This window comes from Nitratireductor aestuarii (genome assembly GCF_014641695.1).
Classification (GTDB): Bacteria; Pseudomonadota; Alphaproteobacteria; order Rhizobiales; family Rhizobiaceae; genus Chelativorans; species Chelativorans aestuarii.
Window position 1 is genome coordinate 1 of the sequence record NZ_BMIF01000027.1, and the last position, 12,398, is coordinate 12,398.

At 59.8% G+C, this 12,398-nt stretch carries 14 protein-coding genes and 4 pseudogenes; 12 read left to right on the top strand and 6 right to left on the bottom strand.

Annotated elements, in window-relative coordinates; translation table 11 throughout:
• Positions 1-799, top strand: a pseudogene (locus tag IEX27_RS20560) (IS110 family RNA-guided transposase); the annotation flags it as partial.
• A 36-nt stretch (positions 800-835) separates the two neighbouring features.
• On the opposite strand, the gene IEX27_RS20565 reads toward IEX27_RS20560, so the two are convergent.
• Positions 836-1,009, bottom strand: a complete 174-nt coding sequence (locus IEX27_RS20565) for a hypothetical protein (RefSeq protein ID WP_188722957.1) — start codon at positions 1,007-1,009, stop codon at positions 836-838.
• A gap of 63 nt (positions 1,010-1,072) precedes the next feature.
• On the opposite strand from IEX27_RS20565, the pseudogene IEX27_RS20570 reads away from it, so the two are divergent.
• From IEX27_RS20570 to IEX27_RS20610, 9 genes and pseudogenes are all read left to right on the top strand, one after another.
• Positions 1,073-2,251, top strand: a pseudogene (locus IEX27_RS20570) (cbb3-type cytochrome c oxidase subunit I); the annotation flags it as partial.
• Positions 2,252-2,307: 56 nt separating this feature from the next.
• Positions 2,308-2,643 (top strand): annotated as a pseudogene (locus IEX27_RS20575) (cytochrome c oxidase assembly protein); the annotation flags it as partial.
• 169 nt (positions 2,644-2,812) lie between these two features.
• Entirely contained in the window at positions 2,813-3,205 is a 393-nt protein-coding gene (locus IEX27_RS20580) for a c-type cytochrome (RefSeq protein ID WP_244630484.1), read from the top strand.
• Positions 3,206-3,275: 70 nt separating this feature from the next.
• Positions 3,276-4,781, top strand: coding sequence for a sensor histidine kinase (locus IEX27_RS20585; protein ID WP_308642640.1), 1,506 nt, complete (start codon positions 3,276-3,278; stop codon positions 4,779-4,781).
• Positions 4,750-5,415: a LuxR C-terminal-related transcriptional regulator gene (locus tag IEX27_RS20590; protein WP_188722958.1), complete on the top strand. Its 666-nt coding sequence runs from the start codon at positions 4,750-4,752 to the stop codon at positions 5,413-5,415. The genes IEX27_RS20585 and IEX27_RS20590 overlap by 32 nt, the downstream gene beginning before the upstream one ends.
• 14 nt (positions 5,416-5,429) lie before the next feature.
• The gene (locus IEX27_RS20595; protein WP_188722959.1) at positions 5,430-5,804 is read left to right on the top strand and encodes a hypothetical protein; all 375 of its coding nucleotides are present in this window, start codon (positions 5,430-5,432) and stop codon (positions 5,802-5,804) included.
• A 460-nt stretch (positions 5,805-6,264) separates the two neighbouring features.
• Positions 6,265-6,579 (top strand): DUF1236 domain-containing protein, encoded by a 315-nt coding sequence (locus tag IEX27_RS20600; protein WP_244630485.1) that lies wholly within the window; start codon positions 6,265-6,267, stop codon positions 6,577-6,579.
• A 38-nt stretch (positions 6,580-6,617) separates the two neighbouring features.
• Positions 6,618-7,367, top strand: a complete 750-nt coding sequence (locus tag IEX27_RS20605; protein ID WP_188722960.1) for a DUF1236 domain-containing protein — start codon at positions 6,618-6,620, stop codon at positions 7,365-7,367.
• Positions 7,368-7,497: 130 nt separating this feature from the next.
• On the top strand, positions 7,498-8,391 hold the full coding sequence (locus IEX27_RS20610; RefSeq protein WP_188722965.1) for an MBL fold metallo-hydrolase: 894 nt from the start codon (positions 7,498-7,500) through the stop codon (positions 8,389-8,391).
• 9 nt (positions 8,392-8,400) lie between these two features.
• On the opposite strand, the gene IEX27_RS21690 is transcribed toward IEX27_RS20610, so the two are convergent.
• Positions 8,401-8,739 carry a putative Ig domain-containing protein gene (locus tag IEX27_RS21690; protein WP_373869904.1) on the bottom strand — a complete coding sequence of 113 codons (339 nt, stop codon included), beginning with the start codon at positions 8,737-8,739 and terminating at the stop codon, positions 8,401-8,403.
• Positions 8,740-8,773: 34 nt separating this feature from the next.
• Here IEX27_RS21690 and IEX27_RS21595 point away from each other — a divergent pair, with 34 nt between their 5' ends.
• A complete protein-coding gene (locus IEX27_RS21595; RefSeq protein WP_280516506.1) occupies positions 8,774-8,905 on the top strand; it encodes a hypothetical protein in 132 nt (43 codons plus the stop codon).
• Positions 8,906-9,050: 145 nt separating this feature from the next.
• Here the strand turns inward: IEX27_RS21595 and IEX27_RS20615 are convergent, their stop codons facing one another.
• From IEX27_RS20615 to IEX27_RS21505, 4 genes are all read right to left on the bottom strand, one after another.
• The gene (locus IEX27_RS20615; RefSeq protein ID WP_308642641.1) at positions 9,051-9,521 is read right to left on the bottom strand and encodes a YceI family protein; all 471 of its coding nucleotides are present in this window, start codon (positions 9,519-9,521) and stop codon (positions 9,051-9,053) included.
• 93 nt (positions 9,522-9,614) lie between these two features.
• On the bottom strand, positions 9,615-10,205 hold the full coding sequence (locus tag IEX27_RS20620; protein ID WP_244630486.1) for a cytochrome b: 591 nt from the start codon (positions 10,203-10,205) through the stop codon (positions 9,615-9,617).
• Between the two features lie 199 nt (positions 10,206-10,404).
• Entirely contained in the window at positions 10,405-10,809 is a 405-nt protein-coding gene (locus IEX27_RS20625) for an ADP-ribosyltransferase-containing protein (protein WP_188722961.1), read from the bottom strand.
• Positions 10,810-10,889: 80 nt separating this feature from the next.
• On the bottom strand, positions 10,890-11,159 hold the full coding sequence (locus IEX27_RS21505; RefSeq protein ID WP_244630487.1) for a hypothetical protein: 270 nt from the start codon (positions 11,157-11,159) through the stop codon (positions 10,890-10,892).
• Positions 11,160-11,450: 291 nt separating this feature from the next.
• Between IEX27_RS21505 and IEX27_RS20630 the strand changes: the two are divergent.
• Positions 11,451-12,398, top strand: a pseudogene (locus IEX27_RS20630) (transposase); the annotation flags it as partial.

Genomic DNA, 12,398 nt, shown 5'->3' on the forward strand with positions numbered 1-12,398 from the left:
CATTACCTGCCTCTATATTTTCCTGAGATCGAACGCTTTCGGGGTAATAGCCGCAGTGATTGGTTCTTCGCCTTTCTCGACGCGTTTCCAACACCTGCAAGCATCGTGGTGTTGTCGAAGGAGGAGTTCGTTAAAGCTGCCTGGGGTGTCGTCGGCCGCAAGGTCAGTAAGACACAGATTCTCATGGATATTTACGAGACCGCGAGCACATCGATCGGACTGCCGCTACCGCTTGAGGCTCCTGCCGTTCGTATGTTCCGCATGGTTGTGGCTGAAGCCCGCAGCCTGATCCGGCAACGCAACGAGATCGAAGCACAGGCTGATGAACTGTTACGACACAGCCAGGATTACCAACTCCTGCGGCAGATCCCTGGCGTCGGACCGATCATTGCGCTGACGATCATTGCCGAGGCCGGTGATTTGCGCCGCTTCCACCATCATCGTCAGTTTCTCAAATTCTGCGGACTTGACCTCTCGACCCAGCAATCTGGCCAATACCGCGGTCAGACCCGGCTGTCGAAGTTCGGCAACGCTCGACTGCGTCGCGCTCTGTGGATCGCTGGGCAGGTTGCCATCCGCCAGCGTGAGAATGGCTTCAGGCACAAGTTCGAGCGCTACATCGCGAAAGATCGCGACAATCCAGACCTGCGCCGCAAGGCGTTGACTGCCATTACCGCCAAGATGGCCCGTGTTGTACACGCGGTCATCAAAAGCGGTTCCGACTACCGGCCCTTCGTCGAAGGGCGGGTGCCAGGTGGAAGAACCTCTCTCAGCTAGAGCCGTGAGGGCATCGCTTTGATGACCCTGTAGATAATGCTTGGGTCTTCCACCTGGATCAGAAGCTCGTATTGAGGACGGTGAGGGCCGCCAGCGCGCGTACCCTGTGTTTGCTATGGACGAGACCTTTTCCCTTGCCGGTGGAAGCCGCCTGGTTCGACGTTACCACTTGACCGGCGTCACGCAGCGAGAGCATGCTGACGAACAGAGAGACTTTGACTGGTAGCTCCATTTTCTTCCGCGCTTAGGACGTTGTCGCCTATGTCGAGACGCTCAAATGAGCCGCGCCGATGTCATGCCGGAAGGTCACGGGGTCCGCGACGATGAACTCGAGGCCGAAGCCCTGCGGCACTGGCTGGCAAAGACCTGGGATGCACCGAAGGGCTTGGTGGGTGCGCTTTCCAGCGTGGATCACAAGGTGATCGCACGGCGCTATCTCATCACGGCATTTGTTTTTCTCTGCCTTGGTGGGCTCAACGCGGTGGCGATGCGTGTGCAGCTCTCCGGCCCAGAGCGTGGTTTGATCGGCCCGGACCTCTACAACCAGCTTTTCACCATGCACGGCATCACGATGTTGTTTCTGTTCGCCGTGCCGATCATGCAGGCGACGGGCATCTATCTGGTGCCGCTGATGGTCGGAACGCGCAACATCGCGTTCCCACGGCTCACCGCCTTCAGCTACTGGATCTATGTTTCAGGAGGCATTTTTGCCTGGGTGTCATTCGCGCTCAACATCGGGCCGGACGTGGGCTGGTTCGGCTATGTGCCGCTCTCCGGGCCTGAATTCGGACCCGGCAAACGGGCGGACGTCTGGGCGCAGATGATCACCTATACGGAAGTGTCTTCGCTTGCCGTCGCCGTGGCCACCATCGTGACGGTGTTCAAGCAGCGGGCTCCGGGCATGTCGCTCGACCGCATTCCGCTCTATGTCTGGGCCATGCTGGTTACATCCTTCGTGATCGTCTTCGCCATGCCGGCCGTCATGATCGCTTCGACCTTCCTTATCCTCGACCGGCTGGTCGGCACGCATATCTTCAATCCGGTCGAAGGTGGCGACGCACTGCTCTTCCAGCATCTGTTCTGGTTCTTTGGCCACCCCGAGGTCTACATCATCTTCCTGCCGGCAACCGGAATGGTATCGATGATCATTCCGGCGTTCGCCCGCAGACCAGTGTTCGGATACCTGCCGCTGGTGCTCGCCCTGATCTCCGTCGGCATCCTGTCCTTCGGGTTATGGGTCCATCACATGTTCACCACGGGATTGCCCAAGCTCGGTGCAAGCTTCTTCACGGCCTCAAGCATGCTGATCGCGATCCCCAATGGCCTGCAGATCTTCTGCTGGCTCGCCACGCTCTGGGAAGGGCGAGCCATCCTGAAGACTCCGCTGCTCTTCGTGCTGGGGTTCTTCTTCATTTTTGTGGCTGGCGGGCTCACGGGCGTGATGCTTGCTTCTGTGCCGCTCGATCTGCAGGTGCCGCGCTCAGGGAAGGCCCGCTTCACTATCTCCAGCATGCGAGCTTCCTTGCCAGCGCGCTGTTGTTCTGGTGGGTGATGCTTCCGCACAGGAGTGGGACACGGCTGGGCATGTCGGTGCTGCATCTGTTTCTCACCTCGCTCCACACCTCCTTTCTTGGAGTGCTGCTCCTGTTTTCACCCCGCTTATGGTACCCGTCCAACACATTGACTCCCGAGCTCTGGGGTCTGACGGCGCTCGAAGACCAGCAGCTGGCCGGGCTCCTCATGTGGGTGCCAGCCGGCCTGATCTATGGAGCCGCAGCACTCTGGGTGGCCGGCCTCTGGATCAGGGAGAGCGGCAGACGGCAGATCGATCAATCGGGAGGCTCCTATGCGCTCCGCACCCGCTAGGCGCAAAGCGCCGGACCGAAACATGCTCCGTCCCCTTGGGCTGGCGGTCGCCGGAATGGTGGGCTTCATAACGTTACAGTACTGGTTGCTGAGCTCACCGCATGGCAAAGCTGCTCGCCTAGAACCGAAACGGCACGGTTTCACCGGGAGCGCGGGAACCACTCCGCGCGTGGTGCGCTGGATTGGCCTGGCTCTGGTCTGCCTTGCAGTGCTGATTACAGCCGGAATACTCGTTTACCGAGACAGCCGAATTCGCCAACAGGTGGAGCTGGCGACGGGCGGCAGGATCGAGCGCGCAGTTCCGGTGATGCTCGCCAATGGATGCGGTGGTTGCCATACAATTCCCGGCGTACCGGGTGCGCAGGGCCTCGTCGGTCCGCGCCTTGACGGAACGCTCTCGCAGAGGCTCTACATCGCCGGCGTGGTGCCGAACACCAGCGAGAACATGATCCGCTTCCTTCGATCCGCCCGCGAGATGGTGCCGCACACGGCCATGCCTTCCACAGGCATATCGGAACAGGAAGCCCGCGATATCGCGGCGTATCTTTATGCGCTTCGCTAGGTCTATTCGAGGTGGAACAGACCCTTGTCTGGTACGTTCCCCAGCGGTGTACACGCATTGGGCTGCTCTCTTGAACGAAGCACCACCACAACTAGCCCCAGGCGAGGCTGACAGCGATGCTTTCGGCACCACTCCGGATTCATCCAGCAAGGGGAACCTTGTCGGCCACCTCCGCCGAGGGTGGTCAGAACGATCGCTCCTGGAGCAGTTTCTCCTGCTGGGGATGCTTATCAGCCTGGTAGCCGTAGCCATTATAGGCGGTGTCGTTACAAGCCTGATCCGCAATGAAGTCACACGCAATGCGGCTGCGACGACAGCGCTCTACGTGGACAGTGTCATCGCGCCCCTCTTGCCCGACATACAAAAAGCGACTGAACTCGACGCTGTCGTGCGGCGCGCGCTTGACGAAACCCTGCAGCACGGGGCGCTTGGTTCCCAGCTCGTAGAAATGCGGCTGTGGGGGCCAGACGGAACAATCCTCTATTCAAACAAGGCTAATTTGATTGGCCGCAGATTTCCCGTGGGCGAACATCTTGAAAGCGCGTTCATGGGAAAGCTCGTCGCGAATTACGATCGATACGACCATCTCGGAATCCGCCGTGGCGTTGAGGATGTCCCTCTGCTCGAAATCTATAACCCGATCCGCCAGCCATGGTCGGGCACGGTTGTCGCCGTGATCGAGTTCTATGAGCTTGCCGGCGACCTTCAGGGCACCTTGCGCAAGGCATTGTTGACAAGCTGGATGGCCGTGGCCGGAGCCGTCTTGCTGATTTTCCTCGCGCTCTTCGCCATCGTCTATCGTGCCAGTCGCACGATTGACCGACAGGCTTCCGACCTCAGCTTGAGGGTGCGCGACCTTACCGAGGCGCTGGAAGCCAACCGCACCCTGCACAACAGGGTGCAAACGGCCACGCAGCGCGCGGTTGCTCGAAACGAGCGCTTTCTGCGTCGGGTGGGAGCCGACCTCCATGACGGTCCTGCCCAGCTCGTCGCCCTCGCGTCCCTCAAGCTCGATAGCGACCTCGTGCTGGAGGAGGGGGCGTCTCCGACGTTGCGCCAGCGCGAGGTGACTGCAATTCGATCAATCCTCAATGATGCCATGGGTGAAATCCGCGCCATCTGCCACGGCCTCGTCCTGCCGCAACTGGAGAGCGCCACCCCGGCAGAAATCATTGAGCAAGCAATCACGGCCCATGAACAGCGGACAGCCTGCAAGGTGGAACACCAGCTTGGTCCCTTGACCAATGCTTTGCCGCTGCCCCACCGCATATGCCTCTACCGGTTTGTTCAGGAAGCCCTGAACAACGGGCATATTCATGCGCCCGGCGCGAAGTTGACCGTGACAGGCTCGTCCGCCCCTTCCAGCCTCGTGATCAATGTCAGTGACGACGGGCCAGGATTTGACCCGGACACTATCGGCAATGACAGCCTTGGCCTATCCGGGCTACGCGATCGGATCGAGAGTCTCGGGGGAAGGTTCTCACTCTCGACTGGGCCGTCTGGTACCAGTCTTACCATGGAACTTACTCTTCAGGAGGAGCAGGATGACCGCGAGAATCTCGATCGCGATCGTTGACGACCACCCGTTGCTGCGGGAGGGCGTGGTCGGCAGTCTTGAAGCGATGGGCCATTTCAGCGTCGTTGCGCAAGGCAGCAGCTGCGACGATGCAATAGCAATAGCTGCCATGGCGAAGCCGGACATTCTCCTGATCGACCTCTCCATGCCAGGCGATGGCAAGGCAGCTTTGGAACCGATCCTGAGGGCAAACCCCGCACAAAAGGTGGTGGTGCTGACCGTGTCGGAATCCAGCGATGACGTGTCTGCTGCTCTGCGTGCCGGCGTGAAGGGCTATATTCTGAAGGGCATCGGAGCCCGCGGCCTTGCCGAAGCTTTGAGGCTGATTGCGGCCGGTGAAACTTACGTGTCGCCGACGCTTTCGGCGCGCCTTCTATCAGATCTGACGCAAGGCAGGCCCAGCACCAATCCGCTCCAGACGCTGACCGAACGGGAACGTGAGGTTCTGCAGCTTGTCACCAGCGGTCTCAGCAACAAACAGATCGCCAAGCAGCTCAACCTGCAGGAAAAGACCGTGAAGCATCACATGTCCCACGTTCTTTCCAAACTGAAGGCGCAAAACCGGACGGAAGCCGCGATGATTGCCGCGAGCTTCTTGCGAGACGACGATGCTCATCGCCTGAGCCGGAGATAATCGATAATCGTCGCTTGTCGATTGACGATGACGCGCTTCTGCGCGTCTCGCATCTCATAGCGCCCATTGCGGATTGTCTCGGTCATTCCATTGCTATGCGTGATCGAACGCTGCGTGCCCGCACCAGCTCTTCCGTTGTTACTACCGCTCGCGGTGCCTCGGTTTCCTGCCGCGCCCTGGTTCCTACCACCTGCGCTGTTGCTGTCACGGCCATTCCCGGCGTTCCCGTTATTGCCACTGTTTCCATTGCTCTCTTGGCTGCCGCCATTACCGGAGTTCCCGCCGCCGTTGCCATTGTTACCGCCGCTGTTTCCCCCACCGTTGTTGCCACCGTTGCCGCCACCATTCCCACCGCTGTTTCCCTGCGCGAAGGCTATATCCGTGCCTGAGGGAGGCCAAGGCAGTATCACGAGCGCAAGGCTGGCAACGATGAAAGCCGGCCAAAGAGCGGGTAGAGAAATTCTGGCCACGTTCCATCCTTAATGACTTGTCCGCAGCAATGGCCTTCTGCCGCGTTGACGCTTTCTTCCAGCCTGCGGTGCTAACCGCCTATCATACCGATGCCGACGAAAATTCCAAAACACAAGCAGAACAGCGGTCCAAGAATCCAGCGGGCCTGATAGATGCTCTTGTCCATGATGGGGTCCTTTCCTTTTGTAGCGCCAAGCGCCGGCAGACCCCGTTCGTTCCTGCAAAGCTCAGCTACGGCCTTCTGCGTCGCGTTTTCTGGGACCAAAGGCCCAGTCATTTAACGGTCCTTCGCCCCACATGACGCCGCATCGGTCCTAGATCCGGAACTCTGGCTCGCGGCTCAGGTTGGCCTCGCAGCTTCCACACGGAAGTACAGCGATGAAAGGAATGATTGTGAAACGTCAAACACTAGCTTTTGCGACCTTGGCGGCGATGATCGCCACTACGCTTCACGCTCAGACGGTGGTGATCGAGCCAGCCCAGGAAATCACCATCCGTGAATATGTAACCGCCCATCCAATCGAGCCAATCGAACTGAAGGATGTTGAAGTTTCTGTCGGTGCAGTGCTGCCCGAAACAGTCGAGCTTCACAGGATCGAGGCCCAGGACCTGCCCTACAGCTACGTGGTCGTCGACGATCGCACCCTGGTTGTCGAGCCTGAGACCCGCAAGGTCATCCATATCATTCAGTGATGACTGAACGAGCGCGCTCTTTTGAACGGAGAATTACGATGAAAAAGCTTAATCCAGTCGTATTCACGACTGCCTTCCTGGCTGGCGTATCCCTGCTGGCAATGCCGGTCATGGCGCAGGATGCGCAGGACAACAAACTTCCGCGCCCTGTTCAGGGTGATCAGGCTCCATCCGGTGGCGCAGAAGGTAGCGGCTCAGCCCAGGGTGGCGCCGCGACCGGCAGCGACGCTGCTTCGCCGGGCGCCAGCTCGGAAGGCGGTGCCGATGCTCAATCGACCTCGCCCGGTTCTTCGGGAGCGGAATCGTCCGGCGGCAGCGCAAGCGATGCACCTGCCAGCGGTGGCGGAGAAGCCGGTCAGCAACCGAACGACAATTCTGCCAGCGAAGCAGCCCCAGGTCAGATGCAAAATAGTGGCGAGGCGGGTTCGGCAACCGAAGCCGCACCAGGACAGCAGCAGAAGTCCGGCGAACCGGGTGATGCCCAGCAGGCCGCTCCGGGGCAGGTGAAAAAGTCCGACGAAGGTTCGACCAATGTCGAAATTTCCAGTGAACAGCAGGTGGAAATCCGCAAGGTCATCACTGAGGTCGATGTCGAGCCCGTAACGACTGAGGTGAACGTCAACATCGGTGTTGAAGTCCCACGCACGATCAAGCTTCGCCCGCTTCCACCGAAAATTGTAGAGATCGTTCCGGCTTACGAAGGCTACGAGTTCTTCTTGCTGCCCGACGGCCGGATCGTCATTGTTGAACCGGACACGCTCAAGGTGGTCTACATCCTTGTCAGCTGATGTCTGGTGCGCGGAGGTGCGGGGGGCCTCCGCTGCCATCAGGTGCTAGGAGTTCGATGCTCCAAGGCCTTCTCCACGTCACTGGAACCATCACCAGCTGCCCATGTTGGGGTGGAAAAAGGAGAACTCCCTGATGGCTCAGATACCCCTCGACCGCGACCAGCAGGCCTTTGACGCGCGACTTGACGCTGCACGGAAAGACCATACACATGAGATCGCACCCGACATTGCTTACCGGCGACTTGGCATCGTCAATGTTATCTATATCGGCCTTCCCGGCGCGGGCGACCGCAAGTGGGTTCTGGTTGATGCGGGGCTGAGGGGTACTGCAGGCTTGATCATGCAGGCCGCCGAAGAACGGTTTGGCGTCGGGGCACGTCCCGCCGCGATCGTGATGACGCACGGGCACTTTGACCATGTGGGAGCGCTCGAAGAACTGGCGGAGCACTGGGATGTTCCGGTCTACGCGCATCCCCTGGAAGAGCCCTACCTCAACGGAAGCGCATCCTATCCCGACCCGGATCCAAGTGTCGGCGGCGGTCTGATGGCGCGGCTCTCCTCGTTCTATCCGACTAGCCCTGTCGATGTGGGCAGCAGGCTCAGGATACTTCCCCCGGACGGTGGCATTCCCGATCTGCCTGGTTGGCAGTGGCTCCACACGCCGGGTCATGCTCCGGGACACATCTCGCTTTGGCGGAAGGCGGACAAGGTGCTGATCGCCGGGGATGCCTTCATCACGACGCGCCAGGAATCTGCCTACGCCGTGGCAACCCAGGCTCCCGAAATGCATGGCCCACCGATGTATTTTACCCCCGACTGGCCAAGCGCTCTATCATCCGTGCAAATGCTGGCCGATCTCGAACCCGAGCTCGTGGTCACGGGACACGGCCCCGCTTTGGAAGGGCCGGAGATGCGCCGCGCTCTGGATGAGCTTGCGCGGAACTTCGACAAGATCGCTGTGCCTGAAAAGGGCGTTTATGTCGGCAACCCGGCACGTGCAGCCGATGGCAGCGCCTATCGGTGACGGGGCTTCTCATCTTAAGCGTGGAAGGGAGGTGGCTGAACCTGTCGCATGACTGACGTCGTCGCGATCTTGCACGCCGACGGTGAAGGTATAGAGTCCAACAGCCACAGGCCTGCCCGAAACTACTCCGTCGCGGTTCAGTTTTAAGCTGCCTGGAATGGAGCCGCCAGTAACTTCGTATTCGTAGTCTCCGCTCCCGCCCGACGCAGAAAGGTAGTGAGGTCCGTAGACTTCACCGACATTTGCGTCAGGGAATTCATAGTCCTCGATATCTAGTGATCCAGTCTCGCCGACAACGAACGTGTAGTTTGCTGTTCCATAATTTCCGTATACCCTTGATACTCTCAAGCTGGTTGAGCTTAACGACCAATACTATTCGCAGATGGAGCTCAATTTCTCCATCGGCTGCGCCACGTCTCAGCCAGGCGAACGGCTGACCGCCGTCGCCCGCCGCGCCAACCTGCTGATGTATGAAAACAAGCGGGCGAAAGACGCTGCTGCCGTGGGGCAGTAAAGCTTCGTCCGCCTCGGTGGCGCTGCCGACGATTTGTGGCAGCTAGATCATGTCAGTATTTCACTGAAACGCTGAAATGATCTAAGTCTTTGTTTTAGCGCAACTCCGAACGGAAAACAGGCTTCCACTTTTCCTGGAATTGCTCCTAAGACCGCCTGCCGTGCAGGACCATGTCGAAATGCACGATGTTGGAATAGATCGGCGTTCCGGCATCCATTCCATAGAAGGTCCGGTAGATGTCGCCCAACACACGGAAGGCGATGCTGCCCGCGCTCCGCTGTTGAAGTTGGGCGCGGAAGGTCGCGGCTCGCGATCTTCCCTTGGCCGTGAGAATGCCTTCGATGATGGCTTCGTTTTCGGCGGTGCGTGAAATTCGCGTCGAGCGGAAGGTGATCTGCGAGTACTGGGCGACGTCGAAGATGGCGTCGGAGCGAAGGAAGTTGTCCACCCGGCTCTGCCCGGTGCTCACGCTTTCCGGAAAAAGGATGAACTCGACCTTCGAGCGGCCGAGGTTTCTCCCATCCAGGTTGAAACTGCCGGAAAAGCGGTCGAAGCGGCCGTTGATCCCGCCCCCCGCCCACCTGTGACACGAGAAAGGTGATGTTGGAGGAGGGATCTATCTGATAGCGGCCTGCGGCCTCATACAGTTCGTCGGCTGCGGCCCATCCCGGCAAGCCGAGCACCAGCAACCACCCGATCAAAAGGCTTTTCATCGAAATCTCCTCATGACGGCACGTTTCTCCCTCACAAGCGGACGCACCATGCGCCGCAGGGTGTCGTCCCGTGCTGCGAAGTGATGGAGAAGAGCCGCCGCAACGTGCCCCGCGATCAGCACCGCCGCCGCATAGGCGAGCGATGCATGGACCGTCGCCCAGAAGGTCTCCGCCTCGTCGGAAGCCGACATCGGCAGATGCGGGATCACCACCAGATTGAAGAAGAAGGTAGGGATCGCGAGCGGCGACACGGACGCCACCGCCCACCCTGCAAGCGGTACCAGCACCTGGATCAGGTAGAGCGCCCTGTGCGCACTGCGGGCGGCCAGATGCTCAAGGGGCAGAAGCTCGGGGAGCTCGCGCGGCTTGGGGTTCGCCATCCGCCAGACAAGGCGCAGGGTCACCAGGATGAGCGCGAGGAAGCCGAGGGACTTGTGCCATTGATACAGGTTGAACTGCAGCAGCATGTCGCTGGTTCGGACCATTCCATAGCCGAGCACCAGCAGGCCAATGACTAGAAACGCGCCGATCCAGTGGAACAGGATCGCCACCAGCCCATAGCCGTCTTCGCTGTTGCGCCACATCATGCGCCCTCCATCAGGGTGACCTGAGTGGCACGATCTTATCAGCAAGTCCGTTTAACCGCAGCGGAGCAGGCGATGACATCCGATCGAGAGAGGGTCACAATGTGGTGTGGAGGCGGTGATGGGGAGCGCTCACTTTGGAAGTTAACGCGCGAAGCTGCCCGCAAGGCAAGACAGGCTTAGCTCTCTACCGCGATGGTATTTAGAACCTTGGCAGAGACGGCTCTGGTTCTGAACGCGCTTCGACCGCAGTGATCTCGATCTGGTCTGGATCGAAAACAGCGACTTCGACGACCTCTTCACCGGGGGCCGTCATCCCATAGACTGCATCATACCCTTGGGCCTTCAGTTCAGCTATTCGCTCGATTGTCAGCTCCTGGGACTCGATACCAGTCATCGGAAATGGCTTACGAATACGCAAGCTCGCTGTCATTACCGTCGGAACATTGTCCTCGTCGATGTAGGCATCTTTCGCGTACGACCAAGCCACGTCGGCCGCGAGCGTAAAGTAGATACCGCCAACACCTTCATATCTGAGCGCCGAGAACTGCGTGATCTCTCGGTAAGACCCGTGGTATCCGATCACTATGTTGTCGCTCTCGCTCATGTGGCTTCCTTTTTGTCGTGCATTCCTCACGTTAAATCGACGGGCTGCGTGAAACAACAAGCGCAAACTATTGCGACGCTCTAGTTGCGAACCGGAAATAGGTCCCCCTCACAGCCTGTGGCATGAAGCCGGACATGGTGCTGCCGACATAACCAGCGGACCTTTAGTGGCTGCGCATAGTCGGTGTGATGAGCGTCCACTGACGGGTTGCCACAGATATCACACCGCCCTTTCACCAGCTCTCCGCTGGCAAGTGCCCTCTGCACCGTCACGTGGGCAAGGTACTTCTCGGGGTTTTGCCGTCGCCACGTGGCCTGGCGAGTATGGGACTTGAGACGCAATTCCTCCATGCGCTTCTCCAGATCAGATCTACGCCGCCTAGCAACAGAGGCGGCTATGACTGCCTGCTCCAGTGCGTTCAGACCACCGCCGCCATTAGGCAACCGCTTCTCGATCCGAAGCACGATGTCGTTTTATCAAATATGGACTCGGATGACACTCCTGACAGGCCCAGCACACAACTAATCTTGCATGTGGAAGTCGCCTGCGGAGAACGTCCCATAACAAAAAGGGGGCCGAAGCCCCCTTCAGACTGCTGACAAACCTCTGGCGTTAGCCGGAGGTTTTTGATTCACTGGGGCATGTTGAAGAAACCTGCTCCAGTTCAGACGGCGATCGAGATGGTGACGCTCGAGAGCCTTGTTCCAGCAGATCACCTGCTGCGCAAGATCGACGCGGTGATCGACTTCTCCTTCATCCATGACCGCGTGGCGGGGCTCTACTGCGCCGACAATGGCCGCCCGCCGCTCGATCCGACGCTGATGTTCAAGGCGCTGTTCGTCGGCTACCTGTTTGGCATCCGCTCGGAGCGCCAGCTTGTGCGCGAGATCGAGGTCAATGTCGCCTACCGCTGGTTCCTGCGGCTGAAGCTCACCGATCCTGTGTTCGACGCCTCAACGCTGAGCCAGAACCGCAGGCGGCGCTTCAACGGCACGACGGTGGCGCAGGACATCTCATCACCGATACCCATGTGACGCCGGCCAGCGTGCATGACTCGATCGTCTATCTGGAGAGGCTCGACCGCCAGCGGGCGCGCTTCGGCTTCGATGTGCGGGCGGTGGGGCTTGATGCCGGCTACGCCACGGCAGGCATCGCCCGTGGGCTGGAGGAACGCCATATCCTGGGCGTCACCGGTTATCGCAATCCGACCCCGCCGCGCGAGGGCATGATGCGCAAGTCGAGGTTCATCTACGAGAAGGACGCCGATGGCTACCGCTGCCCGGCGGGCCAGTTGCTCGGCTATGCCACCACCGACCGCAACGGCTACCGGCACTACCGGTCCGATCCGGCAATCTGCCGGGACTGTCCGCTGCGGACCTCCTGCACCAGCAATGCGAAGGCGGTGCGCACCATCACGCGGCATGTGTGGGCGGAGGCGCGCGAGCGGACGGACCGTTACCGCAAGACGCCGTGGGGCAAGGCGATCTACAAGCGGCGCAAGGAGACGGTGGAGCGCTCGTTTGCGGATGCCAAACAGCTGCACGGGCACCGTTATGCGCGGTTCCGCGGCCTCATGAAGGTAACGTGGC

Bases quoted from the DNA above. Each gene is read 5' to 3' on its own strand.
- IEX27_RS20590 (WP_188722958.1), top strand. From the start codon at position 4,750: ATGACCGCGAGAATCTCGATCGCGATCGTTGACGACCACCCGTTGCTG.
- IEX27_RS20565 (WP_188722957.1), bottom strand. From the start codon at position 1,009: ATGGAGCTACCAGTCAAAGTCTCTCTGTTCGTCAGCATGCTCTCGCTG.
- IEX27_RS20620 (WP_244630486.1), bottom strand. From the start codon at position 10,205: ATGATGTGGCGCAACAGCGAAGACGGCTATGGGCTGGTGGCGATCCTG.
- IEX27_RS20600 (WP_244630485.1), top strand. From the start codon at position 6,265: ATGAAAGGAATGATTGTGAAACGTCAAACACTAGCTTTTGCGACCTTG.
- IEX27_RS21505 (WP_244630487.1), bottom strand. From the start codon at position 11,159: ATGGAGGAATTGCGTCTCAAGTCCCATACTCGCCAGGCCACGTGGCGA.
- IEX27_RS20605 (WP_188722960.1), top strand. From the start codon at position 6,618: ATGAAAAAGCTTAATCCAGTCGTATTCACGACTGCCTTCCTGGCTGGC.
- IEX27_RS20625 (WP_188722961.1), bottom strand. From the start codon at position 10,809: ATGAGCGAGAGCGACAACATAGTGATCGGATACCACGGGTCTTACCGA.
- IEX27_RS21595 (WP_280516506.1), top strand. From the start codon at position 8,774: ATGGAGCTCAATTTCTCCATCGGCTGCGCCACGTCTCAGCCAGGCGAA.